The organism is Thalassobaculum salexigens DSM 19539 (genome assembly GCF_000423805.1).
GTDB classification, from domain to species: Bacteria; Pseudomonadota; Alphaproteobacteria; order Thalassobaculales; family Thalassobaculaceae; genus Thalassobaculum; species Thalassobaculum litoreum.
In genome coordinates this window covers 582,055-607,717 of record NZ_AUIR01000012.1, presented here as the reverse complement: position 1 = coordinate 607,717, position 25,663 = coordinate 582,055, and the positions used below count along the sequence as shown (strand labels likewise).

The 25,663-nt window shown below is 65.7% G+C and carries 21 protein-coding genes; 11 read left to right on the top strand and 10 right to left on the bottom strand.

What is annotated here, in order from left to right; all coding sequences use genetic code 11:
- The first annotated feature begins 132 nt into the window (after positions 1–132).
- Complete coding sequence (locus G578_RS0102745; protein WP_245565542.1) at positions 133–1,026, top strand: LysR family transcriptional regulator; 894 nt, start codon at positions 133–135, stop codon at positions 1,024–1,026.
- Between the two features lie 360 nt (positions 1,027–1,386).
- Here the strand turns inward: G578_RS0102745 and G578_RS0102735 are convergent, their stop codons facing one another.
- The 6 genes from G578_RS0102735 to G578_RS0102710 all read right to left on the bottom strand — a co-directional run bounded on the left by G578_RS0102735 (position 1,387) and on the right by G578_RS0102710 (position 11,332).
- Positions 1,387–2,484: an HD-GYP domain-containing protein gene (locus G578_RS0102735; protein WP_028792943.1), complete on the bottom strand. Its 1,098-nt coding sequence runs from the start codon at positions 2,482–2,484 to the stop codon at positions 1,387–1,389.
- Entirely contained in the window at positions 2,481–5,954 is a 3,474-nt protein-coding gene (locus G578_RS24420) for a response regulator (protein ID WP_051243698.1), read from the bottom strand. The genes G578_RS0102735 and G578_RS24420 overlap by 4 nt, the downstream gene beginning before the upstream one ends.
- Before the next feature lie 330 nt (positions 5,955–6,284).
- Positions 6,285–7,256, bottom strand: a complete 972-nt coding sequence (locus tag G578_RS0102725) for a Bug family tripartite tricarboxylate transporter substrate binding protein (protein WP_028792942.1) — start codon at positions 7,254–7,256, stop codon at positions 6,285–6,287.
- A 12-nt stretch (positions 7,257–7,268) separates the two neighbouring features.
- Complete coding sequence (locus G578_RS0102720) at positions 7,269–8,762, bottom strand: tripartite tricarboxylate transporter permease (RefSeq protein ID WP_028792941.1); 1,494 nt, start codon at positions 8,760–8,762, stop codon at positions 7,269–7,271.
- Positions 8,759–10,165, bottom strand: coding sequence for a tripartite tricarboxylate transporter TctB family protein (locus G578_RS0102715; protein ID WP_028792940.1), 1,407 nt, complete (start codon positions 10,163–10,165; stop codon positions 8,759–8,761). Before G578_RS0102715 ends, G578_RS0102720 begins: the two co-directional genes overlap by 4 nt.
- Before the next feature lie 243 nt (positions 10,166–10,408).
- Positions 10,409–11,332: a TauD/TfdA dioxygenase family protein gene (locus G578_RS0102710; protein ID WP_028792939.1), complete on the bottom strand. Its 924-nt coding sequence runs from the start codon at positions 11,330–11,332 to the stop codon at positions 10,409–10,411.
- 247 nt (positions 11,333–11,579) lie between these two features.
- On the opposite strand from G578_RS0102710, the gene G578_RS24415 reads away from it, so the two are divergent.
- Together G578_RS24415 and G578_RS24410 are read left to right on the top strand one after the other, a co-directional pair.
- Entirely contained in the window at positions 11,580–12,326 is a 747-nt protein-coding gene (locus G578_RS24415) for a GntR family transcriptional regulator (protein ID WP_051243695.1), read from the top strand.
- Positions 12,327–12,723: 397 nt separating this feature from the next.
- A complete protein-coding gene (locus tag G578_RS24410) occupies positions 12,724–13,779 on the top strand; it encodes a diaminopropionate ammonia-lyase (protein WP_084618636.1) in 1,056 nt (351 codons plus the stop codon).
- On the opposite strand, the gene G578_RS24405 is transcribed toward G578_RS24410, so the two are convergent.
- Complete coding sequence (locus tag G578_RS24405) at positions 13,745–14,260, bottom strand: Lrp/AsnC family transcriptional regulator (RefSeq protein WP_038013092.1); 516 nt, start codon at positions 14,258–14,260, stop codon at positions 13,745–13,747. The two genes, G578_RS24410 and G578_RS24405, sit on opposite strands and share 35 nt — an antisense overlap.
- A gap of 246 nt (positions 14,261–14,506) precedes the next feature.
- Between G578_RS24405 and ehuA the strand changes: the two genes are divergently transcribed.
- From ehuA to ehuD, 4 genes are all read left to right on the top strand, one after another.
- Complete coding sequence (gene ehuA / locus G578_RS0102690) at positions 14,507–15,334, top strand: ectoine/hydroxyectoine ABC transporter ATP-binding protein EhuA (RefSeq protein WP_281169148.1); 828 nt, start codon at positions 14,507–14,509, stop codon at positions 15,332–15,334.
- A gap of 59 nt (positions 15,335–15,393) precedes the next feature.
- Entirely contained in the window at positions 15,394–16,245 is an 852-nt protein-coding gene (ehuB, locus tag G578_RS0102685; protein ID WP_028792937.1) for an ectoine/hydroxyectoine ABC transporter substrate-binding protein EhuB, read from the top strand.
- 79 nt (positions 16,246–16,324) lie between these two features.
- A complete protein-coding gene (gene ehuC, locus G578_RS0102680) occupies positions 16,325–16,993 on the top strand; it encodes an ectoine/hydroxyectoine ABC transporter permease subunit EhuC (protein ID WP_038013088.1) in 669 nt (222 codons plus the stop codon).
- 2 nt (positions 16,994–16,995) lie between these two features.
- On the top strand, positions 16,996–17,652 hold the full coding sequence (gene ehuD / locus G578_RS0102675) for an ectoine/hydroxyectoine ABC transporter permease subunit EhuD (protein ID WP_028792935.1): 657 nt from the start codon (positions 16,996–16,998) through the stop codon (positions 17,650–17,652).
- Positions 17,653–17,921: 269 nt separating this feature from the next.
- Here ehuD and G578_RS0102670 read toward each other — a convergent pair whose 3' ends face one another.
- Together G578_RS0102670 and G578_RS0102665 are read right to left on the bottom strand one after the other, a co-directional pair.
- Positions 17,922–18,737 carry an N-acyl homoserine lactonase family protein gene (locus G578_RS0102670; protein WP_028792934.1) on the bottom strand — a complete coding sequence of 272 codons (816 nt, stop codon included), beginning with the start codon at positions 18,735–18,737 and terminating at the stop codon, positions 17,922–17,924.
- Between the two features lie 105 nt (positions 18,738–18,842).
- Positions 18,843–19,529, bottom strand: coding sequence for a GntR family transcriptional regulator (locus G578_RS0102665; RefSeq protein WP_028792933.1), 687 nt, complete (start codon positions 19,527–19,529; stop codon positions 18,843–18,845).
- 309 nt (positions 19,530–19,838) lie between these two features.
- On the opposite strand from G578_RS0102665, the gene G578_RS0102660 reads away from it, so the two are divergent.
- The 4 genes from G578_RS0102660 (at position 19,839) to G578_RS0102645 (ending at position 23,747) form a co-directional block, all read left to right on the top strand.
- Positions 19,839–20,252, top strand: coding sequence for a carboxymuconolactone decarboxylase family protein (locus tag G578_RS0102660; RefSeq protein ID WP_028792932.1), 414 nt, complete (start codon positions 19,839–19,841; stop codon positions 20,250–20,252).
- Positions 20,253–20,611: 359 nt separating this feature from the next.
- The gene (locus tag G578_RS0102655) at positions 20,612–21,061 is read left to right on the top strand and encodes a tripartite tricarboxylate transporter TctB family protein (RefSeq protein ID WP_028792931.1); all 450 of its coding nucleotides are present in this window, start codon (positions 20,612–20,614) and stop codon (positions 21,059–21,061) included.
- Between the two features lie 24 nt (positions 21,062–21,085).
- Positions 21,086–22,645: a tripartite tricarboxylate transporter permease gene (locus G578_RS0102650; RefSeq protein ID WP_028792930.1), complete on the top strand. Its 1,560-nt coding sequence runs from the start codon at positions 21,086–21,088 to the stop codon at positions 22,643–22,645.
- Positions 22,646–22,751: 106 nt separating this feature from the next.
- On the top strand, positions 22,752–23,747 hold the full coding sequence (locus tag G578_RS0102645; RefSeq protein ID WP_028792929.1) for a tripartite tricarboxylate transporter substrate binding protein: 996 nt from the start codon (positions 22,752–22,754) through the stop codon (positions 23,745–23,747).
- Between the two features lie 142 nt (positions 23,748–23,889).
- On the opposite strand, the gene G578_RS24400 is transcribed toward G578_RS0102645, so the two are convergent.
- The gene (locus tag G578_RS24400; RefSeq protein ID WP_051243694.1) at positions 23,890–25,593 is read right to left on the bottom strand and encodes an alpha-amylase family glycosyl hydrolase; all 1,704 of its coding nucleotides are present in this window, start codon (positions 25,591–25,593) and stop codon (positions 23,890–23,892) included.
- Positions 25,594–25,663 lie beyond the last annotated feature (70 nt).

Sequence of the window (25,663 nt, the reverse complement as noted above, 5' to 3'; positions counted from 1 at the left end):
CTCCTCGCATGCGGTCTTGGAACGGAACGAGCGGTTCTGAACCCAACTTGGGGCGGATCGATTGACAAGAAAATCCTCGCCTTTCTTACTTTGGTGTTTAGAAAAACTAACGAAATAGCTGGAGGCCGACCCGTGGATATTCGTCACAAGGATCTCGAAGCGTTTCTGGCCGTCGCCCGCGCCGGGAGCTTTCGCCAGGCGGCCACCGACCGCGGCGTGACACCCTCGGCGCTCAGCCAATCCCTGCGCGCGTTGGAGGAGCGGATGCAGGTCCGGCTGCTGAACCGGACCACCAGGAGCGTGGCGCTGACGGAGGCCGGCGACCTCTTGCAGGCCCGACTCACACCGGCCTTCGCCGACATCGAGGCCGCCGTCGACGAGGTCCTTTCGCTCGGCGGTCGCCCCGCCGGCCGGGTCCGGATCAACGCGCCGGCGCCGCCGATCGAGCACATCCTCATGCCGGTCGTTCCCGGCTTCCTCGCTACCTATCCGGAGATCTCCCTGGAGATCATCGAGGACGCGGGATATGTCGATATCGTCCGCGACGGATATGACGCCGGCATCCGGTTCGGCCTGGAGATGGCGCAGGACATGATCGCCGTTCCGCTCGCCGACGAGGTGGAGTACGCGGTCGTGGCCTCGCCGGGATACCTCGAGGTCCGAGGCGTGCCTGAGCATCCGGACGATCTCCTGGCACATGACTGCATCCGCCATCGGTTTCCCGGCGGCAGCATCTTCACGTGGCGCTTCGCCCGGGACGGCGTGGACGTGGCCTTGACCCCCAACGGCCGCCTCACGGTCAACCATGCCCATTACGCGCGCGCTGCGGCGGAAGCCGGATCCGGTCTGGCCCGCCTCGCGCTGCCGTATGTCGAACCGCAACTGACCGACGGCCGATTGATCCGCGTTCTCCAGGACTGGTCGCCGACGATCGGAAAGTGGCACCTCTACTACCCGAGCAGGCGGCAGGCCCCGCCGGCTTTCAAGGCGTTCCTGAGCTACATCCGGTCTGCGCAGCCGCGTTGATTGGCCTCGCCGCCCAGATCTTCACCGTCCTGCGCCCCGAGCGGGTCAGCCACGCGATCCTGATCGGCACCACCCCACTCGGCCCGCAGCCGCACCGATCTTTCTGCAACCGGCATTAAGGCCGTGAACACGCTTGAGGACGACCATATCCCGTTCTTTGAGCCTGCCTCCACGGCCAGCCGTGCCGCGGCAGACGAGTCCCATGCCCGTATCGCCGCGCGTCAGGCGGATCGCAGCCCGTCGGTTCTGGAGGCGACCGTTCTCGCACTGTGGAACGGCCCCATGATCGCTGACGGCAGACAATGTCCCTGTCTTCCGTCCCCGTCTTTCTCGGCGATTGGTGGCACGGATAATGATGGCTCAGTCGGCGAAAGACTCCGAGATTTCTCTCAGCTTGTCGGCCACCGTCATGAAGGCGTCCACCACGTCCGGGTCGAACTGGGTGCCGCGTCCGTCCTCGATCTGCCGCACCGCGACCTCATGGGGATAGGCGGGCTTATAGACCCGTTCGGAAATCAGCGCGTCGTAGACATCGGCCACCGTCATGATCCGTCCGGACAACGGAATCGCCTCACCGGCCAGGCCCTGGGGATAGCCGGCACCGTCCCAGCGCTCGTGGTGGGTCAGCGCGATCTCCCGGGCGTAGCGCAGGAACGACATGTCGGTGTTGTCCAGGCTGCGTTCGGCGGATTTCAGCGCCTCGTAGCCGAGCACCGTGTGGGTCTTCATCGTGGCGAACTCTTCATCCGTCAGACGGCCGGGCTTCAGCAGAATGGAATCCGGGATGCCAACCTTGCCGATGTCGTGCAGGGCGGCCGAGCGGTAGAGCAGGTCGACGGTCTCCGGCACCAGAATGTCCCGGAACCTCGGCATGGCGGCCATCGCGTCCGCCAGGATACCGACGTAGTGCTGGGTGCGCCGGATGTGATTGCCGGTCTCGTTGTCGCGGGTCTCGGCAAGCGACGCCATGGCGACGATGGCGGCGTCGCGGATCGCGCGCACGTCCCTGGTGCGGCGCTCGACCTCGTCCTCCAGGAACGCGTTCTGGTTCCGCAGCACGTCGCTCGCGTGCTTGAGCTGGAGATGGTTGCGGACCCGGGCGACGACGATCGGCGGGCTGATCGGTTTGGTGATGTAGTCGACCGCCCCGAGCTCAAGACCGATCTGCTCGTCCACCTGGTCGGTCCGTGCGGTCAGGAAGACCACGGGAATGTCCCTGCTGGCCGGGTCCGCTTTCAACTGGCGGCAGACCTCGTACCCGTCCATCACCGGCATCATCACGTCCAGCAGGATGAGATCCGGCTGCGGGTCGGACCGGGCGATCACCAGGGCGCGTTCGCCGCCATTGGCCACCCTGACCCGGTAGGTATCCTTCAGCAATCCGCTCATCAGGCTCAGGTTGTCGGGCGTGTCGTCGACGACAAGGACGGTGCGCCGGTTGTCACCGGTAGAGGTCATGAGGCGGCTCCCTCGCGTTGCGCCTCTGCGGCCTGACCGCAGAGGCGACGCGCGGCCTCGAAGTCGAAGGCCTGAACGGCCTTGGCCAGCGGCGCGTAGAAGCGGTCGCCGATGCCGGCGCGGATCGTCGGGCCGTCGGCGGTAAGCAGGTCGAGGGCCTCGGCGTCGTCTTCCTCCAGCAGCCGCTGCAGCCGCGCCAGAAGTGCGTCGATTTCGGCGGCGCCATGCGCGGAGGCCGATGTCTCTGCCGACGAGGACGGCCCGCACAGCGCCCGGATACCGTCGAGGACCGGTGGGATCAGGCTCCGCAGGGCGTCGATCAACGGCGCGATCTCGTGGGTCGGCCGGCTTGCCTGGATCGCTTTCTCGATCGCCTCGGCCCGACCCGCGATCCCGGCGGCACCGATATTGCCCGCGACGGCGCGGGCGGTATGTGCCTCGCGCTCGGCTGCGGCCATATTCCCGGACACGACCAGGCCGGCGATCCGGTCGGCCACGTCCGCCTGACCGTCGGCATAGCGTTCGAGCATCTCGAGATAGCGGTCCCGGCGACCGAGGACCCGGCGCAGTCCGGCTTCCGCGTCGACCTCGGCATGGACAAAGGGGATTGCCCCGGCGTCGTCCGCGGACTGGGCCGTGGGATCGGCGGTCGGTGCCGTGCCCAGCCAGCGGGTGAGTACGGCGTAGAGATCGTCCGGATCGATCGGCTTGGCCACGTGGTCGTTCATGCCGGCCTCAAGACAGCGCTCCCGGTCGCCGGACATGGCGTTGGCGGTCATGGCGATGATCGGCAGGTCGCTGTCGGGCATGCGGCGGCGGTATTCCCGGGCGGCCGTGTAGCCGTCCATCACCGGCATCTGCACATCCATCAGGACGGCGTCGAAGGAGGCCTCGGCGAGGGCATCGAGGGCGAGGGCGCCGTTCTCGACGGTGTCGACGCTGAGGCCGACGGCTTCCAGGAGGTCGATGGCAACATCGCGGTTCAGGTCGTTGTCCTCGACCACGAGCACCCGACGGCCCTCCATGGAGAGCCGTTCGGTTGGCGCGGTATCGCCCCGGACGGTTGCTGCCTCGTCCGCGATCCCGGCCCGGTGCCGCAGAACCCGGACGACGGAGTCGAACAGCTGCGACGGGTTCAGCGGTTTGATGAGGATGTCGTCGACATCGGCGATCTCTGCCTCTCGCAGGACATCCTCGCGTCCATACGCCGTCACCAGAACATAGGCCGGCGCCGGCCGGTCCGAGGCCAAGCCTTGCGACGCCAGGCCCTTCATGGTCCGGATCGTCTGGATGCCGTCCATGCCGGGCATGCGCCAGTCGACGAAGATCGCGTCGTAGCCGGGATGGGTGCGGACCTGCTCGAGGCCCTCCGGGCCGCTGGCCGAGGAATCGACTGTGAAGGTCATCGACCGCAGCATGTCGCAGAGCGCCTGGCGGGCCGAGGGATTGTCCTCGACGACGAGTGCCCGGCAGCCGCGCAAGGTGGGTTCGGGCAGGAGGATCGAGGCGTCCTTGCTGTTCTTCTTCAGCGGCACGTCCAGCCAGAAACGGCTGCCCTCGCCGAAGGTGCTGTCGACCCCGACCTGTCCGGCCATGAGTTCGGCGAGGCGTCGCGAGATGGCGAGGCCCAGGCCGGTGCCGCCGAACCGGCGGGTCGTCGACTCGTCGGCCTGCTGGAACGACTGGAACAGGCGGCTTTGCTGCTCCTCGGTGATGCCGATGCCGGTGTCGCGCACGGTGAAGCGCAGCCGCACCGTGTCGGCGGTATCCTCCAGCAGCGCGACGCTGACCTCGATCTCGCCCGCCTCGGTGAATTTCACCGCGTTGTTGGCGAAATTGATCAGGATCTGACTCAGGCGCAGCGGATCGCCGCAATAGTGCCGCGGGATGTCCAGCGGCACGTCGAACACCAGTTCGAGCCCCTGGGCCGAGGCCCGCTCGGAGACCACGGAGGCGATGCTTTCCAGTACCTCGTCCAGGTCGAACGCCGTCTGCTCCAGAGTCAGCTGCCCGGCCTCGATCTTGGAGAAATCCAGGATGTCGTTGATGATCTTCAGCAGATGGCGGCCGGACTGGTGGATCTTGCGGGCGTATTCCGCCTGCAGCCGGTCCAGATCGGTCTTCTGAAGCAGGTGGGCCATGCCGATGATCGGATTCAGCGGCGTGCGGATCTCGTGGCTCATATTGGCCAGGAACATCGACTTGGCCCGGCTCGCCGCATCCGCCTGCTCGCGGGCGCCGATGAGCTCCTCAAGGATCCGCTTGCGTTCGGTGATGTCCCGCATGATTCCCGTAAACAGGGTGCGTCCGTCCACATCGGCCCGGCTGATGGTCAACTCCAGGGGCACCGGGGAGCCATCGCGGCGGCGGCCTTCCACCTCGCGGCCGAAGCCGATGATCTTGGCCTCGCCGGTGCGCAGATAGGCGTCGATATGCGTGTCGTGATCCCGGGCGATCTCGTCGGGCATGAGCAGGGAGACGTTCCGGCCGATGACCTCCTCGGCGCTGTAGCCGAAGATGGCGGTGGCGCCGGGCGACCAGTGCACGATCGTGCCCGTCTCCTCGATCGTGATGATCGCTTCCTGCACGTTGTCGATGATGGTCTGCAGTCGGGTGTGGCCGGCCCGCGCCTCCTGCTCCAGCGCCGTGCGCCGGGCCATCTCCTCGCGCAGATGCACCGCCGTGTCGAATTGCCGGCCGGCGAAGGACGCGGCCAGGGTCGCGATTCCGAAGCATACGATCAGCAGCGCGATGACGATCGCCATGACGGTGGGATCGAAGGCACTGGTGACGGCCTGTTCGCCGGGCAGCGGGAAGAACAGGGCCGCCTGCATCGCGGTGTAGTGCATCCCGGCGACGCTACAGCCCATGATCGCGGCGGCCAGCGGGATGGCGAGAGGGCGCAGGACGGCGCTCCGGCGCAGCAGGAAGAGGGCCGTCAGTGAGATGAACGCGAGCACCACGGCCACGACCACGGAGACCGCAACCATGACGGCGTCGTAGGTCAGTACGGCCGGCAGCCGCATGGCCGCCATTCCCGAGTAGTGCATGGCACCGATGCCGGCACCCATCAGACCGGCACCGCCGATCAGGTCGGCGAGACCGGCAGAACTGCCCCGGCTGATCACCCACAGGGCGGTGCCGCTGGCGATCATGCCGGGAACCATGGAGCCCAGGGTGATGAGCGGGTCGTAGGTGATGCCGCAGGGCAGGGAAAACGCGAGCATGCCGACGAAGTGCATGCCCCAGATGCCGCCGCCCATGCAGCCTCCGCCCGCTACCAGCCAGGCGACACGACCGCCGGTGCTGGCCGCCGCGGAGACCCGCTCGGAGGTCGACAGCGCCACCGTGGCGGCGAGGATGGCGATGAAGACCGACAGCCCGACCAGCCCCGGGCTGTAGGTGCCCGGTAGAGCGGCGGCAGGATTGAAGATCGAGTCGGCCGGTAGGAGGAGCCGGTCTAGCTGCATTATGTCGTCAATCTGCCGTGGCCGGAGTGGCTGGATATCCCGATTTCCGGCCGCGAACAGAGGTTCACTCAGGTCGGATCGCTCGAGGTCAGGCAAGGCCTGACGACGATATTTTATGGAAGCGGACGTTAATTTTTTCTTTCGCGTCTGCGGTACGGCGATCCGGCGAGCCCTGTGCAGATGCAATTGCAGCTGCCGTTGGAGGCGCCGTCAGCGACAGGTACGGCACTGGAGCCACGGTAAGCCGGTCGGTCTTATCTGGTGGGCAGCCGCCCGGCAGACGGGCGGCTCCCTGTTTGAGTGTTCGGACGGGTCGGCCGGCCTCGCGGATCAGAGACCGGCGGCCTTCACCGCGTCACCGAACGCCTTGTGCTTGCCGGCGAGCCAGGCCCCGAACTTCTCGCCCAGCAGAACGTAGGGTTCGGTGCCGGTCTTGGTGATGTGCTCGACGAACGCCGGATCCTCGGACGTCTTGCGGCAGGTCTCGATCAGGACGTCGAGAACCGGCTGCGGCGTGCCCTTCGGCGCGCCGATCGCACGGAACGAGCCGATATCGATGTTATATCCGCTCTCCGAGGCCATCTTTACGCCGTCGATGCTGTTCGCCGGGTCATCGGTGAAGACCGTGATCGCTCTCAGGCGACCGTCGGAGATCCACGGCGCGACCTCCGCCTTGTCGGCGACGGCGACGTCGATGTGCTTGCCGTAGGTCGCGGTCAGCGCTGGGCCGGAGCCCTTGTTCGGCACATAGCGCACCTCGATGCCGGCCTGGTCGGCCAGCGAGGCGGCGATCAGGTGGGTGTTGCTGCCCGGACCGGCCGTGCCGATGGTGATCTTGCCCGGCTCGGCCTTCGCCTTGGCGATCAGGTCCTCCAGGCTGGTGATGCCGCTGTCCGGATGGACCGCGAGGGTCGCCGGCGGGGCAGTCAGCAGGCAGACCGGGGCGAAATCCTCATAGCTCACCGGATACTGGTCGATCGTGTGCGGGGCGGCCGCCAGGGTGGTCACGACCATCGTGATGACATGCCCGTCCGGCTTCGCCGCCGCACCGTAGGCAAAGCCCACCGCGCCGCTGCCGCCGGTGCGGTTGCTCACGAAGATCTCGGTGCCGAGATACGGCTCGGCATACTGGGCGAATATCCGCCCGACCTGGTCGGTGCCGCCCCCCTGGGAGAACGGGATCACCAGTTCCACCGGCTTCTGTGGGTAATCCGCCGCCTGCGCGGGCGCGGAACCGAGGCCGAGCGCAACGCCGGCCAGGGCAAGCGCCTTTCCGGCGCCGGTAAGGTGGGTCAATCGCATTGTCTTCTCCCTCTAGTTTTTCGTTTTGATACGGCTTCGAAGCTGCCGGGTCGCGCGGCGGGCGAGTGGCAGAACGAACGGGGCGATGGCGAGCAGCCAGATCACGCTGCTGATCGGGGTGAACAGACCGGTCCAGTCGTTTCCGATCAGGATCAGCGAGCGGGCGAGCTCGCCCTCCAGCATCGGGCCCAGAATCAGCCCGATGATGAGCGGGGCGCGCGGAATGCCGGTCTTGACCATCACGTAGCCGACCATGCCGGCGATGAACATGATCAGAACGTCGACCGGATTGGTCCGCATGGCGAAGGCGCCAATGGCGCACAACAGCAGGATCGCCGGGATCAGGATGCTCTCCGGGATCTGCAGCACGCGGGCGAACAGCTTCGAACCGCTGAGGCCGAAGACCAGCAGCAGGATATTGGCGACGAAGACGCCGGCGAAGATCTGGTAGACCAGCTCCGCGTTGTTGTGCAGCAGCAGCGGTCCAGGCTGCAGGCCGTGGGTCATGAAGGTGCCGAGCATGATCGCCGTTACCGCGCCGCCCGGGATGCCGAGGGTGAGCAGCGGGATCAGCGACCCGCCGGTGGCCGAGTTGTTGGCGGATTCCGCGCAGGCTATACCCTCTTCCGAGCCGGTGCCGAACCGCTCCGGATGGCGCGACAGCACCTTGCCCTGGCTGTAGCCGACGATGGCGGCCACGTCGCTGCCGGCGCCGGGAACGGCACCGACGATGGTGCCGATCACCGCGGAGCGGAGCTGCGCCGGCAGGAGCGAGAGGAGGATGCGGCGTCCCGGCAGGATCTTGTTGACCCGGATCGCCCGGCGCGGAGCGAGCCCGATCCGTTCGATGCTGAGCAGCGTCTCGGGAATGGCGAACAGGCCGATGGTGACCGGAATGAACGAGATCCCGCCCATCAACATCAGGTAGCCGAAATGGTAGCGCGACACGCCGTAGGTCTCGTCGATGCCGATCCCTGCGAGGAACAGTCCGATGAAGCCGGCGAACAGCCCCTTCAGGAAGGCGCCGCCGGACAGAGCCGCCATCGCGGTCATGGCGAAGACCACCAGGGCCAGATATTCCTGCGGCCCGAAGGCCAGCGCGAAATCGGCGATCGGATAGGACAGCAGCATCAGCGCCACGGCACTCAGCGTGCCGCCGAGGAACGACGACAGGGTGGCGATGCCCAGCGCGATGCCCGGCTTGCCCTGACGCGACATGGCGTAGCCGTCGAGCGTGGTGGCCACTGCGCCGGGTGTGCCCGGAATGCCTAGCAGAATGGCGGAAAGCGAGCCGCCATAGACCGCGCCGCAATAGACCCCGACCAGGCTGAGGATGCCGATCAGCGGATCCATCGTGAAGGTGAGGGGCGCCAGCAGCGCCACGCCCATGGTGGCGGAGATCCCGGGGATCGCGCCCGCCATGATCCCGAGCAGCACCGCGCCCGCCAGATAGATCAGGGTCTGCAGCTCCAGTACGGCGGAGAAACCATCGACCAGCAGGTTCATCGCAGGATCCCCTCGATCAGATCGGAAGCCGGCAGGAGGATGCTGAACACCTTGGTGAACAGCAGATACGTGCCGAGGGCGAGACCGGCGGCGCAGACCAGGGACAGCACCGCCCTACGGGTCGTCAGCTTCGGCCACAGGATCAGCATCAGCGCCGCCACATAGGCGAAGGCGGTGACGACAAAGCCGATCTCCACCATGACGAACGGGAACACGGCCAGGCCGACAATCGCGGCCACCAGGGCGGCGATCTTGCCCCGCGGCGCGTGCGGCGCTGTGGCGGCATCCTGAAGCCGGCCGAGATTGGCGCGCTGACTGTCCATGACCCGGTGCATGGTCTCGGCCGGTAGATAGGACCAGCCGCGCAGGCTGGCTTCATCCGCCGGCAGCTCCGCCATGGCATCCGCCAGCGCCTTCTCCAGCACCGTTCTCTTCGCCGCCGCCATGTCCGCCGGCACCATCAGCGCCGCCCAGTGCCCGGAGGCGACCGGATACTCCCAGCCCCCGAAGCGCGAGACCTCGTCGGCGCCGGGGTGCAGATGGGGCTGCGAGAAGATCGCGATGCAGCGCAGCGCGCCGGTGCCGAGCGCCTGACGGATCTGGGACAGCCGAAGCACGGCGGCGTCCAACCGACCCTCGGCCAGCGCCTCGGCCAGGACGCCTGCATCCTCGCTGTAGGAGGCGTCGAAGGCGAAACCCTGGGTCGCGGCGAGCCAGCGATCGAGCGCGTGGTCGACATCCTCGTGATGTCCGAAGCCGAGCCGCAGACGACCTTCCGTCCGATCGAGGTCGCTCGCGTCCTGCCAGGGACTGTCGGCGGCGACGACCAGGAGGTCGGGATCGAAGAACAGCCCGCCGATCGGCTCCAGCCGACCGTCGCACAGGGCGGAAGCGTGAAAATTCGGCAACGTGGTCAGGTCGGATCCGACGACGGTCAGGGCGCTGTCGGCCCCGCCCCGCCGAGCGCCGGCCCAGAGGGCGGAGAACCGGCCCTCCCCATCCTTGGTCACGACCCGCACGCGGATGCCGATCTGCCGGCCCATGGTGGCGGCGATCCGCTGCAGGCGGGTGTCGTCCAGCAGCCCGGGCACGAAGGGGGAGTAGATTAGAAGCTCGCGAACTCTGAGCGCCTTGACGATCAGAATCGTCGTAAGCCCGAGCAGACCGGCCAGCGCGAACACCGGATACGCGCCGGGCCCGATGGTGCCGTCGCGCCAGAGGTCGAGCGATAGGCCATGCCAGAGCAGGCCTGCGTCCAGGACCCACACCAGCCCGAGAAAGGCCAGTTCCAGCCCTGACCCGCCCCGGCTGGTATAGGAGGAGCGTTCGGCCGGCAGCGGACCGGTGTCGCCGGTAATTCTTGGATAGCGCCCGGGCGTGCACTGCCCCGCCACCGTGTCCATGACGGGAGGGTCATGCCACTCGGGTCTTCCCTCGGAAGGCCTGCTCTCCACCATATCAACCTGTCCCGATAAGATCGTGCCGCTCCGAACTGCCCGAGGGCGGCCCGCCGCAATCCGGCGACCCGCGCTGGGGCGAAACCGGATGCGGGCGCCCCCTCGGATGGGTCCGTGAGGTTCCGTCAGTCCCGATCAAGCGGCCTGGACGTACCCGGACGCGGGAACCGACCCGCGCCCGGTCCGGCCTCAGGAAACTGCGGCGACGGCCTGGACCATCGCGGCGCGGTCCGTGACGCCGGTATTGCCGCGGTCGACGAAACGGCCGGTCTCCTGCTCGCCCTCGAGCGAACAGCGGTGCAGTACCCGCGGCTTGGTCTGATCGAAATCGCCCAGAGCGACATGGCAGGTGCAGCGGTTGTCCCACATCACCACGTCGCCGAGGCTCCAGCGGTGGCGGTACACGAACTCCGGCGAGGAGGCGTGCCGGTTCAGCAGGTCCTTGAGCGCCTGGCTTTCCTCGTCGCTCATGCCGACAAAGCCACGGATACGCTCACCGACCATATAGGATTTCCGACCGGTTTCCGGATGCACCCGGATCACCGGATGGATGACCGGGGGATTGCGCTGCTTCATCTCGGCGATGACCTCGGGCTCGCGCTGCTCCAGTCCGCGGATCAACGTCACGTCGTGCACCGCTTCCAGACCTTCGAGCAGGTCCTTGATGCGCTGCCCCAGGGTCTCATAGGCCAGGTACAGATTGGCGAACATGGTATCGCCGCCGACCGGGGGCTTTTCCCGGCAGTGCAGGGTCGCGCCCTTGGCCGGCCGCAGCGTGTAGCTGAGGTCGGTGTGCCAGTTGCGGCCGGAATTGTGGGTACCGGACTTCTTGCCGCCGACCATCTTGTTCGAGAGCACCAGGATCTGGCTGTGATCGGGGTGCAGCGTCGAGGAGGCCTGACTGGTCTGTGGGTCCAGATCGCCGAAATCCTCGGAGAAGCGGATCTGCTCCGTCGGGCTGAGATCCTGCTCCGGGAAGACCAGCACGAGATGCTTCAGCCAGGCCGCGTGAACGGCCTCCCGATCCGCCGAAGACAGTGGCTTGCTGAGATTGACGCCGGTTACCTGGGCACCAGCGGCAAAGCCCATCGGGGTGATTTTCAGGTCACTCATTTCCATCCCTCAGGTTTGAACTTCTTGCTTTCTGAATCAGTAACCGACTGTCGATTGTCTGACAATAATGATTCTAAATCGGATCGTGGAGGGTGCTTTCGCCTTGCCGATAAGGCCGCTAGATGCCTAAAAGTGGTTGTGAACGAAGGCGCATGTCACCACCAGCGTGGGCACCTTCCGCGCGGGATGGTACGGGCGTCGCGCGGGACTGTCGCAACCGGGGACACCCGCTCAGGTGGAACGAGTGATGGACAGACAGGATCAGAATCAGGTGAGCGCGGTCCCGCTTGGAAAATCCGCCAAGTCCCTTCCGGCCCAGCTTGCCGATATCGTGCTGGCGGAGGTCATGACCGGAAAGCTGGCGCCCGGCGACCGGCTGAAGGAGGAGGCCCTGGCGCAGCGGCACGCCGTCAGTCGTGCGACCGTCCGCGAGGCGCTGATCGAACTCGAGAGACAGGGATATGTGGTCCGAATCCCGCGCTCGGGCGCCCGGGTGGCCGAGTACTCCCAGGCCGATGTCAGCTATATCTTCGAGATCCGGGCCGCTCTGCTGGGCGTTGCCGCCGGCCGATGCGCCCGCCTGAACGATCCGGCGATGCTGTCCGAACTGGGCCGGGCGGTGGAGGATCTGGAACGCACCGCTGCCGACGACAGCGCGGATCCCCAGACCTTTTCCAACCAGTCGATCCGCGCCCAGAATCTGCTGGTCCACTATTCGGGCAATCAGCGCCTTCCGGAACTGTACGAGCGTCTGGCGGGGATGGGGACGTGGCAGCTGATCCGCGGCCGGGCCGTCAGCTTCCTGACGGCTGAAGACCGGCGCCAGTCGGCGGCCGACTGGCGGCAACTGGTCGAGGCCGTCGCCCAGCGCAGCCAGCAACGGGCAGAGCGCGCGGCCCGCCAGCTTCTCACCCATTCGGCCGAGCGCGTGGGCTCCAACCTGTCCCGGCTCGGGCAGGAAGCGCCGCGCGACGACATCAGCGAAGACACCTAGAGCGGATCGTGCGGTGACGGGATCACTCCGTGATCGCGTCAACGTGCGTGAATCTGTTCCATCTCATTGTTTTAGAGACAAATTCATTGACCCAAAACAATCACCGAGCTCGTCGCGTGATCCGACTCAGAGCGGACGCTATCGTCTCTTTGCAAGCTTCATAAGGTGTAGAAGGTGGGCGACCTATCCTTGGATCTGGGGGAATTCGCAGTGCTCAGATCAATCCGGTCCGATCTACGAGGCGAGCGGAAACCGGAGGGGCGTGGGGCCACGATAAACTTCCGATGGCCTACTCTGACCGTCCTTGGTCATTGGGGGCGCGGTTCCTGCAAAAAATACCGACGCGCTGGTTCCCTGGCGCACAGTGTTGGTGCCGCTGGCACGGCAAACTAGCCATATGATTTTTTATCAACATACAGATCGCGTAACGCCTGACCGGGGCTTTCGGGCACGCGCGGACCGGCCGCTGGCTCTGTTGCGTCATTGTCCGGTCTATGAACCGACAAGGCTCTGCTGCCAGCCGGATCTCGCTGCTGCGGTGGGCGTGCGGAAACTCTGGGTGAAAGACGAATCCCAGCGCATGGGGCTCGGCAGTTTCAAGGCCCTCGGCGGCGCCTTCGCCGTCGTCCAGATGATCTCCGAAGCTGCCGGTGGTGCCGGCATTCGGACCCCTGCGGCGCGGGCGACTGCTGCCGCCATGACGTTCGTGACGGCGAGTGCGGGAAACCATGGCCTGTCGTTGGCCGCGGGCGCGCATCTGTTCGGCGCGTCGGCCTGTATCGTGCTCAGCGCGAGCGTGCCGGAAAGTTTCGCCGACCGGATACGCCGGGCGGGTGGAGATGTCTATCGGGCCGGCGACACCTACGAGGAGAGCGTGGCGACGGCGGAGTACCTGGCCCGTACGAACGGCTGGCTGCTGCTGGCGGACGGCTCCTGGCCGGGCTACACCGAGCGCCCGGCCCTGGTGATGGAGGGATACACGGTTATCGCCGAGGAGTGTCGCCAGTCATTCGAGCAGGAGAACGCCTGGCCGAGCCAAGTCGTGCTGCAAGCCGGCGTAGGTGGCATGGCGGCCGCACTGGCCGGTCACATCCGCGATGCCTGGGCCGTTCAGCCGAACATCACCGTCGTGGAACCCGATCGGGCCGCCTGCCTGCAGGAAAGCGCGCGCGCCGGAAAGTTGACGCGAGCGACGGGTGCGCTGTCGAACATGGGGCGGCTGGATTGTAAGGACGCTTCGCTGCTGGCCTATGAGAGTCTGCGCGGGGATGCCGACACCTTCGTGTCGATCTCGGATAATGAGGCGACGATAGCGGCGGACCGCCTGCGCGTGGTCGGTCACCCGACAACACCGAGCGGGGCCGCCGGCTTTGCCGCACTCGCCCATCTCGATCTCAGCGATCAAGACCGGTGCCTGATCATCCTTTCGGAGGGGCCGGAGGATCTTCTGTAGCGTCGGCGTCATCGCTGAAGGGAACCGCCATGCCGACCTTGGTGCGGTCCATGACCACGTTGGTCCGGAAGCGTTTGACGTTCTGATTGGCGAAGAACAGTCGGTGCGTCAGGTCTCGGTAGTCGTCCATGTCCTTTGCCAGCGCGATCAGCGCAAAGTCCGCGTCGCCCGTGATGTAGTAGCACTGCTGGATTTGCGGTTCCGCCCTGGCCTGGCGTCGAAAGGCGTCGAGCTGGTCGATCCGTTCCCGCTCCAGCTCGACCAGGATAATGAAGGTCATCTGATATCCGACGGTTGCGGGATTGATCTGGGCTGTCTCGCTCAGAATGGCGCCGGCATCGCGCAGGGATCGGATCCGGCGCTGAACCGTGGAGACGGACAGACCTGTCTCATAGGCGATGGACTCCAGCCGTTCACGGGCATTGTCCTGTAGCAACCTCAGGATCGTCCTGTCCAAAGGTGAAAGGTCCGAGTTGGGCATTTCCGGTCACCGAATGCTTGGTGTTGGCATTTTTTCCCGTCTCAATGCTTTTCTAGACCGTATGCATGCAGATTTCTTTGTTACCATAAAAAAATAGATGATCAACGGTTTCTCTACAGAAAATCGGTAAGGTCACGGAATACAGGGCGGCGCAAAAAGCGTTCATTAGAATATAAAACAATGTCGAGGGCGGTTCGTTCTTCCGTATCTCGAAGAAATATCACAAGGGAGGCTGGAGTTGTCTGTGTGTTCGCGGGTACGCGAGCGCAAGCGGTCAATGCTGACTTGCGGGGGCAAATGCAAAATATTATTGAGTTTCAGGACGTCTCTAAGTCTTTCGGCAGCTTGCAGGTGCTCGACGACCTGAACATGCATGTCGTGCCCGGCGAGAAACTGGCGCTGATCGGACCCAGTGGATCCGGCAAGACGACGATCCTGCGGATTCTGATGACCCTGGAGGATATCAGCGCCGGCGAGATCCTGCTCGACGGCGAACCCCTTTGGCATGAGATGCGCGGCGGCAAGCGGGTCAGGGCGAGCGAGCACCACCTGCGCAAGATGCGCGATGGCGTGGGCATGGTGTTCCAGCAGTTCAATCTGTTCCCCCACCTGACAGCGACGGAGAATATCGAGCAGCCGCAGGTTCTTACCCACCGGAAGTCGAAGGCAGCGGCCCGGGAGAAGGCGGCCGAGATGCTGTCGGTCGTCGGCCTCGTCGACAAGCGCGACCACTATCCCCACCAGCTTTCCGGCGGCCAGCAGCAGCGCGTGGCGATCGCGCGCGCGCTGGCGATGGACCCGAAGATCATGCTGTTCGACGAGGTGACGTCGGCGCTCGACCCGGAACTGGTCGAGGAGGTGCTGAATGTCCTGCGCAAGCTGGCGGAAGAGACGGACACCACAATGCTGACCGTCACTCACGAGATGAACTTCGCGCGCGACTTCGCCGACCGGGTCCTGTTCTTCGAAAAGGGCAAAATCGTCGAGGCGGGTTCGCCCGAGGACATCTTCACCAATCCCAAGGAGGAACGGACGCGCAGTTTCCTGCGCAAGTTCCTCACCGGGATCAACTAGCTGAACAACAAGAAGGCTCAACAGGGGGCACTGTCGATCATCAACGAATGGAGAAGTCGATGAAGCACGTCAGAACAGGGGGGCTGTTCGGAGCCACCGTCATCGCCGCGGCCGCACTCGCAGCCGCCGTCATGCCGGCCGGCGCCGGCACGCTGGACGAGATCCGCGAGCGCGGATACGCCATCGTCGCCGTCGCCAACGAACCGCCGTATAGCGACATCAAGCCGGACGGCTTTGTGACCGGAGCAGCTCCGGACGTTGCCCGGGCGGTGATGAAGAAACTCGGCGTTCCAGAACTGCGCTCGCAGCTCGTGCCCTACGGCTCGATGATCCCGGCCCTGCAGGCGCGGCGCGTCGATATGGCCACCTCGGGCCTCTACATCAAGCCGAAGCGCTGCGAGTCCATCATCTACTCCGAGCCCGATCTCTGCGGCGCCGAGGCCTTCGCCGTCGCCGCGGGCAACCCGCACAACCTGAAGACCTATGAGGATATCGCGGCGAACCCGGAGTTGTTCATGACCACCTGCGCCGGTTGCGCAGAGGAAGCCTACGCTCTGGAGCGAGGCGTGAAGCCGGAGCAGATCAAGGTATTCACCGATCCGCCCAGCGGCATCAAGATGCTGCAGCAGGGCCGCGTTCAGGTTTTCGCGCTGTCCGGTCTCGGCACTCAGGATCTTCTGAAGAAGACCAACGACCCGAACCTTGAGCTGGTGATGCCGGTCAAGGGCGTGCCGATGGGCTGCGCCGGTGCCGCGTTCAATTCCGCCGACGACGATTTCCGCGACATGTATGACAAGGCGCTGAAGGAGCTCAAGGAAAGCGGCGAGTTCGCATCCATCGTCGCGCCCTACGGCTTCTCGGCCGAGGCGACGCTCGCGGTGAAGCGCGACGACTTCTGCCCGGGCAACTGAGCCCCACTGCAGCCTGACAGACCCGGCGGCGATGCGTCGCCGCCGGGAGCCATACGGATGACCAGTCGGAGAGAGGCGCATGGATGCGGTCCTTGAATACGCACCGTTGCTATGGCGGGGCACGGTCACGACCGTCGAGTTGACCCTTGCCAGTGCTGCGCTCGCTCTCGTCATCTCCTTCGTCGTGGGACTGGCGCGGCTGTCGCCCTACCGTGCGGTGCGCTGGCTGGCGATCGTCTACCTGGAGTTCTTCCGGGGCACATCGGCCCTGGTGCAGCTGTTCTTTATGTATTTCGTTCTGCCGCTGTGGGGAATTTTCCTGCCGCCGATCCTGGCCGGCATCATCGCCTGCGGGTGCAACCTCGGCAGCTACGGCTCGGAGGTGGTGCGCGGCGCGCTGCAGTCGGTCGCCAAGCAGCAGCACGAGGCGGCGATCGCCCTCAACTACACGACCTATCAGCGCTATCGCTACGTCCTGATCCCTCAGGCCATACCGATGATGCTTCCGTCCTTCGGCAATCTGCTGATCGAACTGCTGAAACTGACGGCGGTCACGTCGCTGATCACCATCAACGACCTGACCTACATGTCCCAGATCATCCGGGCCCAGACGGCCCTGACGCTGGAGCCGTTCCTGGCGATCCTGGTCATCTACTTCCTGATTTCAACGGTTCTGATCGGCGGCATGAAATGGATTGAGCGCCGGACCTCAAAGGGCCGCAACACCATTGTCCGGCAGGGGGCCTGAGCATGGAGTGGAGCTGGTCCGTCGCCTATGACGTGATGCCGCGCCTCGCCGCCGGCCTGGTCGTCACCGTGCAAGCCACTCTGGTCGGCGCGCTGGTGGCCTATGTGCTGGGACTGGCGCTGGCCATTCTGAAGATGTCGCCTTGCCGGCTGGTGGCCTGGTCCTCCTACTGGTCGTCGGAGTTCGTGCGCCGCACGCCGCTGCTGGTGCAGCTGTACTTCCTGTTCTACGTGCTGCCGGATCTCGGCATTTTCCTGGAGCCATTCGCCGCCGGCGTGATCGGCCTCGGCCTGCATTTCAGCACGTACACTTCCGAGGTGTTCCGTGCCGGGATCGAGAACGTGCCCAAGGGGCAGTGGGAGGCGGCGCGCTCGCTGAACTACAGCACCATCCAGACTTGGCGCCACGTCGTCCTGCCGCAGGCCATCCCGCCGATGATCCCACCACTGGCGAACTACCTGATCACCATGTTCAAGGAGACGCCGCTGCTCGCTGCGATCACCGTGGTGGAACTGTTCAACGCGGCCAATATCTACTCCAACAGCCACTACAAGTATCTGGAGCCGATGACCCTGGTCGGAACGTTCTTCCTGCTGGTATCGATCCCGGCGGCGGCCCTGGCGATCAGGCTGGAGAACGCTTTCCGCCGAAAGGCGTGAGATCGAAGAACTGGGACGGCCCTGCGGTCGGGCATTGTCAAATCTTTGGCCGATGACCGTTGCTCAACAGTATCGACCCAAGGCGGACATTCGCTGGGGGACAACAAAGCACTGTTTGGTGTGATGTCAGAAAATCTGGCCGCGAGCCGCCGCTGGCCGGCCGGCATGGGGGATATTTGGTCATCCCGGCCGGCTTCCAGCTTGCTGGGTGGCCGTCTTCCGGCCCGATGCCGATCCAGCCGCGTTGATCGCCTGTCAACGCCGGGACGTCATCCTGTCTCGGCGACCGACGCCACGTCGAGGCGCACGGCGATGCCGTCCAGGTCGGGTGCGGCGGCCGGATAGCGCTTCATGACCAGGGGGTCGTGTCCGGGGACGATGTGATCCGGCGTCGGCGCGACCGCGCGCAGCAGGTCGAAACCTTCCAGCATCTCGCCGATATGGAACGCGGTGACGAACGGCCGGCCGGACTCCATGTTCTCGTAGAAGTGGGTGACGTCCGAGGCGACCACGACCCAGCCGCGCCGCGTGTTGACGCTGACGAACTGCAGCCCGGCCGAATGCCCGCCGGCGCGGTGCACGCGGATGCCCGGCGCGACCGTGGCGTCGCCGTCGTAGAAGGTCACTCGGCGCGCGAAGTTCAGCCGCACGATGCCGCAGACATCCTCCACCTCGAAGGAATGGGCGAGGCGCGGATAGCGCATGTAGCGCCCGGTGGCGTAGTGCATCTCGGTTTCCTGGAGATGGAACGCCGCGCTGGGAAACAGATCGAAATTGCCGACGTGATCGTAATGCAGGTGGGTCAGCACGACGTCGGAGACACGGGTCGGATCGACACCGAGGCGTCCGAGCGTCTCGATCGGACAGCGCAGGAAGGTGCGCTTGCGCTGGATCGCCACGTCCTCCTTGAAGCCGGTATCGATGACGATGGCACTGCCATCGGCAATCGCGACCCAGACGAAATAGTCCATCGGCATCGGCCCCTCATGCGGATCGCCGCCGATGAAGTGGTCGCGGCGTTGCGCATCGCGGGTGGCGTAGCGGATGGCGAAGAGCTCGTATTCCGGTGTGGCTGTGGTCGGCATGCGGATACAGTCCCTGGGTCGTCGGTGGAAACGGCGGCGAAAACGGCGGCGAAAACGGCGGCCGCGGCGGCGCGCTCAGGAGAGCATCGGGACGGGCGGCGGCTGTCAGTCGGCCTCATCGGTCGACAGCAGCTTCAGCGCCGCCTCGGCGGCCATGCGGACATGCTGCTGCCCGAGCTGGCAGGCGCGCTCGCCATCGCGCGCCATCAGGGCCTCCATCAGGCTCGACAGCTCGGCGATGCTCTTCTTGATGCGCCCGGGGGCGGTCATCGACGTCGCCCGCAGCAGGCTGATGCGCGAGTTGAGAATGTGCAGGCAGCTCCCCAGCGCCTCGTTCTGGGCGCCTTCGATCATGCAGGCATAGAACTGGTTCTTCGTGCGCAGGCGGTTCTGGGGATTGGCGCGCCGCGCCGCCGCCTGCAGATCCTTGAAGGCGTCCTTCAGGGCCTGGCGCTGGATGTCGGTCGCGTTCTCGGCGAACAGCCGGCACGCCAGCCCCTCCAGTTCGATTCGCACCTGGTAGACGCCCTCGGCCTGGGCGCGGGAGAGCCGGGCGACGAACGGACCGCGATGGGGTTCGACGGTTATGACCCCTTCGGACTCCAGCTGCCGCATGGCCTCGCGGACCAGGGTCCGGCTGACGCCGGTAAGCTCGCACAGCTCGCGTTCGGGGAGGCGGTCGCCGGCCTTGAACCGACCGGCCGCGATCGCGCTGCGAATGCTTTCGGTGACGCTGTAGCGCAGCGGGGCCGCGACCTTTTCGACGCGGAAAGCGGCATCGGAATCAGTCATAGTCGCATCTGCCGTTCGCTGCCCCGTCGCTGTGTCCGCCGCTATCCCCCCGGCGGGACCTGTCGTGTCGCCTTTGCCCGGCATCGCCGCACCGGACCATCGGTTTCAGATCATACAATAATACGGGAATGCGAGCCAGCGGCAGGTGCGCCACCGGCCTGACGGCTGGTCTATTAGCTCACGCCGGTGCAGGTCGGTCGTTCGACAATATTCTCATCATACAATATGGTGATGGGTGGCGCGGGTCGATCTGGCCGTGCATCATCGTTCTCTGTCCGACACCGATCCCAGCTGACGAGAGGAACCGCGATGAGCACGAGGCCGGAATTCCAGACCGAATTGTTCGAGAAGGGCGTCGCGATGCGGCGCGAAGTGCTGGGCGACGCGCATGTCGACCGCTCGCTCGCCGGGGTGACCGACCTGACGGCCACCCTCCAGAAAATGGTGACCGAGTGGGCCTGGGGCGACATCTGGCAGCGGCCGGTCCTGTCGAAGCAGGAGCGGAGCATGCTGAACATCGGCATGCTGACCGCCTTGAACCGGTCGCACGAGCTGCGCGCCCATGTCCGCGGGGCGCTGCGGAACGGCGTCACCGAGGAAAAGGTCGTGGAGATCATCCTGCAAACCGCGATCTATTGCGGGTTCCCGGCCGCGCTCGACAGCATGCGCACGGTCGCGGAGACGATTGAGGACTACCGCAAGGAAGTCGGCGCCGCGGATTGAGCCGCCGGCCAGCGCATCGCAGGGCGCCCGCCGTCAGCCATGGCGGTGGCCGCCGGCGCTTGGCGTTCCGGGGAGAGTCATCCGGTGCGACTCCTCGCGTCGTCTCATCCCTTATCCGGCAAGACTGTTCGCGTTATCCGTGCCGGGTGCCGTGCGGGTGGCGAAAACGCCGCGTCTCGATCGTCCCGGTTTGCGGTGGTTCCAGCCGGTCGTGCCGGTTCAGATTGTAGTATTGGCTGATTGACATACCCTAATCGCCTCTTACTATGGTTTTGGACCCGGTCCGCGAACCGGTTCCAGCCAAATCAAACCGCTCCAATAAAAAATCAACGCGTGGCGGTCGGGAGGAAGTCTAGGTCGTGGAGAAGGCTGATCTGGCCGGCGGCATTGCTCTTGCGCTCGTCGGCGTACTTCTGATTTTCGTCGTCATCCCCCTCGATACCGAGGAGGGGATGTATTTCGGCCTGCCTCCGACATTCTTCCCGACTCTTCTGTCTATCGGCCTGACGCTGCTCGCGATTGCTCTGGCGACAAAGGCCTGGTTCCGGCTCCGGGCCGGCGGCACGCTGCAGCAGGCGCCGATACGCCTGCGCAATCTGCTGATGTTCGCTATCGCCGCCGCGCTGGTGGTCGCCGGCGCCGTGGTCATCGATTTCTTCGGGATGATCGTCGGCGGCCCTCTGCTGATTGCGGCCTTCATGCTGTTCCTGGGCGAGCGCAGCGTGATCCGGGTCCTGGCGACCGCCACGCTGCCGGTCGCGGCGGTCTATCTGCTGGCGACCTACGTGCTCCGCGCGCCGCTCCCCTGAAGCGACCATGGCCCTGAGGCGAACATGATCGAATACATGTCCATCGCTGCGGGAGAGATCCTCACTCCGACGGTGATCGGATACATCATCCTCGGCGTGCTGATCGGCTATATCGTCGGCGCCCTGCCGGGCATGAACCGGACGACGGCGATCGCCCTGGCCATCCCGTTCACCTTCACGATGCCGCCGGCCGCGGCGCTGTCCTTCCTCATCGGCATCAACAAGGGAGGGGCGGCCGGCGCCGCCGTGTCGGCGATCCTGCTGAACGTGCCGGGCGAGCCGTCCGCCGTGGTCACGACCTACGACGGATACCCGATGACCAAGCAGGGCAAGGCGCAGAAGGCGCTGGTCATCGCCCTCGTGGCCTCGGTGGTCGGCGACCTGCTGGCCACCGTCGTCCTGATTCTGCTGGCGCAACCGGTCGCACGCTTCGCCATCGGTCTGGGGCCGATCGAGCTGGCGTCGATCCTGATCTTCTCGATCACCTTCATCGCCGCGGTCTCGGGCGATTCCTTCTACAAGGCGCTTATCGCCGGGATACTGGGGTTGCTGCTGTCGGCACCGGGGATCGATATCGAGACCGGGCTGCCGCGCATGACCTTCGGGTTGCTCGAGCTCTATGACGGCATCCCGCTGCTGGCGGTGGCGATCGGCACGCTGGCCCTGTCCGAGATCCTGGTGCAGATCGACGAGGGCTGGCGCGGCGACCACCGCTATCCGCAGGTCGCCGCCGACAAGGCCAAGGATTCCGAGCCGGTGTTCGGCATGAAGGATGCGGTGCAGGTCGCGCCGTCGATCCTGCGGGGCTCGCTGGTCGGCACGCTGGTCGGCATTCTGCCGGGCCTGGGCGCGACGCTGGCGTCGTTCCTCGCCTATACCTGGGTGCGGCAGAGCTCGAAGACGCCGGAGGCCTTCGGGAAAGGCGCGCCGGAGGGTGTCGCGGCATCGGAATCGGCCGACAACGCGACCGTGCCGGCGGCCCTCATCCCGGTCTTCGCGATCGGCGTGCCCGGCAGCCTGTCGACGGCGCTGCTGATGGGGGCGTTCATGATGCACGGACTGACCCCGGGGCCGTTCCTGTTCAAGGAGAGCGGCTCCGTGGTGTTCGGCATCTATCTCGGCATGCTGCTCGCCTCGGCGGCGCTGCTGCTGGTCGGGCTGTTCGGACAGCGCATCTTCAGCATGGTCATCCAGATCCGCAAAAGCGTGCTGCTGCCGGTCATCGTCTTCCTGTGCATCGTCGGCGCCTACATGGAAGCCGGCGGCATGTTCGGCGTCTATCTGATGCTGGTGTTCGGGTTCGTCGGCTACTTCATGAAGAAGTTCGACTACTCGTTCGTGACGTTCGTCGTCGGCTACGTGCTGGGCCCGATGGCGGAGCTGACGATCCGGCAGTCGCTGATCATCTCCGACTCCAACCCCGCCGCGCTGATCGATCACCCGATCGCGATTCTGTTCCTGCTGCTCGCCGTGTTCTCGATCTGGCGGTTCGCGATCGCCGGCGCGCGGTCGATGCAGATCGACCGGGCGGCCACGCCGACCGACGGACCGAGCGACACACCGCCAGAAGGGGGAGACCGCTAAGCGGCAGGCACGCAGCCGGTACCCGCGTCGCGATGTTCTGCGGTTGCCGGGCGAAGAGACTGGAAACGCATACCAATAAAAAACACGAATCAGATGGAGGAAAATGATGAAACGATATCTTCACACCGCGACACGGCTCCTGACGCGACGCATGGCGATGGCCGCTCTGGCCGGATCGGCCGTGGCCCTGGCGGCGGCGCCCGGCTCGACGGCACGGGCGGCGGAATGGCCGACGGAACCGATCACCATCGTGGTCGCCTATCCGGCCGGCGGCGGCACCGACATCTCGATCCGCGCGCTGACCGACGCCCTGGGCGAGAAGCTCGGCCAGCCGATCCTGGTCCAGAACGTGGGGGGTGCCGGCGGCGGCGTCGCGGCGACCAAGGTCGCCAAGGACAAGCCGGACGGCTACACGCTTCTGGCCACCAACTCGACGTCGATCACCCTGGCTCCGCTCGTGCAGAAGGCGCTGTACGACATGGACAGCTTCGAGCACGTGGCGATCATCGGCGAGTTCCAGAACGCCTTCTTCACCGGCACCAAGCAGCCCTACGACACGCTCGACGGCCTGATCGAGACGGTGAAATCCGAGAACCGGGCGATCAAGGGCGCGAGCCAGTTGGCGCTCGACCGGCTGGTGATGCAGTACATCGCCAAGGAGCGCGGCGTTGAATTCATCCCGGTGCCGGTCAGCGGCGGCAGCGGCTCGGTGCAGGCGGTGATGGCCGGCGACGTGGACGTGGCGTTCTCCGGCGGCTCTTGGGCGCCGATCGTCAAGGCGGGGGATGCGAAGGCCCTGTTCGCAGCCTCCTACGAGCGCCTCAAGCTGGCGCCCGACCTGATCTCCATGAAGGAGCTGGGCTTCCCGTTCGGCGTGACGTCCCACATCTCCCTGCATGCCCCGGCCGGCACGCCGAAGGAGATCGTCGACAAGATCGCAGCCGCGCTGGAGCCGGCGGTGCAGAGCGAGATGGTTCAGAATGTCGGCGAGAAGCGGTTCATGGACATGACCTACCGGGGCGGCGATGCCGCGGCGGCGGTCATGATGAAGGAGCGCGAAACCTACGAGGCGCTCGTGAAGACGGTCGGCGCGACCAACTGAGCTTCCGTTCCTGGCGGCTTGCGGGGCCGGTCCTTCGGGGCCGGCCTTCGCATGTCAGGCTTCTCCGATCGCGCCCGGTGGAGACAATACGATAGAGCGGAGCCACGCAAGCTGACGCGATCCCGTCACCCCACGATCTGCTCTACGTCTCGTCTGACGCGGAGGCGGGTTTCGCCCCTCCTTGGTTGTCCTCCGTGACCACCGCGAATTCCAGCGGCCCCAGGGGCAGGCCATGTTCCTGGCGTCGGGTCACCCCGCCGGGCACCCGCATCGGCCGCCAGCATTCGTCGAGAGGCAGGAACGCCTGATCGGTGGCGAAATTGGCGATGGCGCGCAGCTCGCTGCCGGCGTGGCAGCGGCGCCAGGTGATGATCGGTGCCCGCTCCCAACGCGAGATCTGCTCGTCGCCGAAGCGCAGTGTCGGCTGGTTCCGGCGCCAGGCGATCAGACGGCGCAGGAAGTTCAGGACCGAGTCCGCGTCCTCCTCCTGCCTGTCCACCGCGAAGGACAGATGCTCCTCGGGCACCCGGAGCCAGGGCTTGCCGTCCGAGAACCCCGCCTGCGGTGCGTCGGCCGACCAGGGGATGGGGGTGCGCGCGCCGTCGCGGCCCTCGAAGGTCGGCCAGAACGCCTTGGCCCAGGGGTCGACGATATCCTCATACTCCAGGTGCGGATGTGGCAGCCCGAGCTCATCGCCCTGATAGAGGATGCAGCCGCCCTTGAGCGTGAGCTGCATGAAGAGCAGCAGTTTGGCGGCCTGCTTGGGATAGGTGTCGACGGCGAAATAGGTGAGATTGCTCAGGGCGCGGGTCGAGTCGTGGTTCGTAAGTACGTTGTAGACCCAGCTCGCGCCCATCAGCTCTTCGCGCCGCCGAAGCTGCTCCGTCAGGGCCTCCACATCGGAGGGGCAGTTGATCAGGTTGAAATCGTACACCGCATGCAGGCGGCGTCCCTGGCCGGTCAGGTCCGGCGCGGCCAGGGGCGTATCGATATCGGCCAGCTCGCCGATCAGCACGCATTCCTGCTCGTCGGCGAACTGTCGGAACCGGGCGAGGATCTCCTCGGTGCCCTCGGCGTTGCGGTCGAAGAGGTGGTGCTGACGGGCGAACGGATTGGTCGGGCCGCCGCCGAACATCACATGCGATCCCTCGCGGCCGACCGGCGGGTTGTCGCGAAGATCCCTGTCCCAGGACAGGCACTGCACCGCGTCGATGCGGAACCCGTCGACGCCCTGTGAGCACCAGTACTCCATCTCCTGGATGATGTGGTCGAGGACCTCCTCGTTGTGGAGGTTCAGCGCCGGCTGTTCGGTCAGGAAGGGATGATAGTAGTACTGCGAGCGGCGCGGCTCCCAGGTCCAGGCGGTCCCGCCGAAGGACGACAGCCAGTTGTTCGGCGGACAGCCGTCCGCCCGCTGATCGGCCCAGACGTACCAATCGGCCTTCGGATTGTCCCGGCTCGACCGGCTCTCCTGGAACCAGGGGTGCTGGTCGGAGGTGTGGCACGGCACGAAATCCAGCAGCAGCCGCATGCCCCGGGCGTGCACCGCATCGCGCAGCCGCAGGAAGTCCTCCATGGTCCCGGCGCTCGGGTCGACGAGTCGGAAATCCTCGATGTCGTAGCCGTAGTCCTTCTGCGGCGACTTGTAGAACGGCGACAGCCAGACGGCGTCGACTCCCAGCGACGCGATGTGGTCGATCTTCTCCAGCACGCCGCCGAGATCGCCGATGCCGTCACCGTTGCTGTCGCGGAAGCTGCGGACATAGATCTCGTAGATCGTCGCCCCGCGCCACCATTTCTGCTCATAGTCGCTGGTTTCCGCTTTGCCGATCTTCCGAAGTTTCATCGCTCTCCTCATAACCCTTGGCGCAACGCCGTCTTCAAGTCACCGAAGACAGGGGAAAATCACACGATCC

Coding starts and splice junctions, on each gene's coding strand:
- G578_RS0102735 (WP_028792943.1), bottom strand. CDS start 2,484: ATGACCTCTACCGGTGACAACCGGCGCACCGTCCTTGTCGTCGACGAC.
- G578_RS24420 (WP_051243698.1), bottom strand. CDS start 5,954: ATGCAGCTAGACCGGCTCCTCCTACCGGCCGACTCGATCTTCAATCCT.
- G578_RS0102725 (WP_028792942.1), bottom strand. CDS start 7,256: ATGCGATTGACCCACCTTACCGGCGCCGGAAAGGCGCTTGCCCTGGCC.
- G578_RS0102720 (WP_028792941.1), bottom strand. CDS start 8,762: ATGAACCTGCTGGTCGATGGTTTCTCCGCCGTACTGGAGCTGCAGACC.
- G578_RS0102715 (WP_028792940.1), bottom strand. CDS start 10,165: ATGGACACGGTGGCGGGGCAGTGCACGCCCGGGCGCTATCCAAGAATT.
- G578_RS0102710 (WP_028792939.1), bottom strand. CDS start 11,332: ATGAGTGACCTGAAAATCACCCCGATGGGCTTTGCCGCTGGTGCCCAG.
- G578_RS24415 (WP_051243695.1), top strand. CDS start 11,580: ATGGACAGACAGGATCAGAATCAGGTGAGCGCGGTCCCGCTTGGAAAA.
- G578_RS24410 (WP_084618636.1), top strand. CDS start 12,724: ATGATTTTTTATCAACATACAGATCGCGTAACGCCTGACCGGGGCTTT.
- G578_RS24405 (WP_038013092.1), bottom strand. CDS start 14,260: ATGCCCAACTCGGACCTTTCACCTTTGGACAGGACGATCCTGAGGTTG.
- ehuB (WP_028792937.1), top strand. CDS start 15,394: ATGAAGCACGTCAGAACAGGGGGGCTGTTCGGAGCCACCGTCATCGCC.
- ehuC (WP_038013088.1), top strand. CDS start 16,325: ATGGATGCGGTCCTTGAATACGCACCGTTGCTATGGCGGGGCACGGTC.
- ehuD (WP_028792935.1), top strand. CDS start 16,996: ATGGAGTGGAGCTGGTCCGTCGCCTATGACGTGATGCCGCGCCTCGCC.
- G578_RS0102670 (WP_028792934.1), bottom strand. CDS start 18,737: ATGCCGACCACAGCCACACCGGAATACGAGCTCTTCGCCATCCGCTAC.
- G578_RS0102665 (WP_028792933.1), bottom strand. CDS start 19,529: ATGACTGATTCCGATGCCGCTTTCCGCGTCGAAAAGGTCGCGGCCCCG.
- G578_RS0102660 (WP_028792932.1), top strand. CDS start 19,839: ATGAGCACGAGGCCGGAATTCCAGACCGAATTGTTCGAGAAGGGCGTC.
- G578_RS0102650 (WP_028792930.1), top strand. CDS start 21,086: ATGATCGAATACATGTCCATCGCTGCGGGAGAGATCCTCACTCCGACG.
- G578_RS0102645 (WP_028792929.1), top strand. CDS start 22,752: ATGAAACGATATCTTCACACCGCGACACGGCTCCTGACGCGACGCATG.
- G578_RS24400 (WP_051243694.1), bottom strand. CDS start 25,593: ATGAAACTTCGGAAGATCGGCAAAGCGGAAACCAGCGACTATGAGCAG.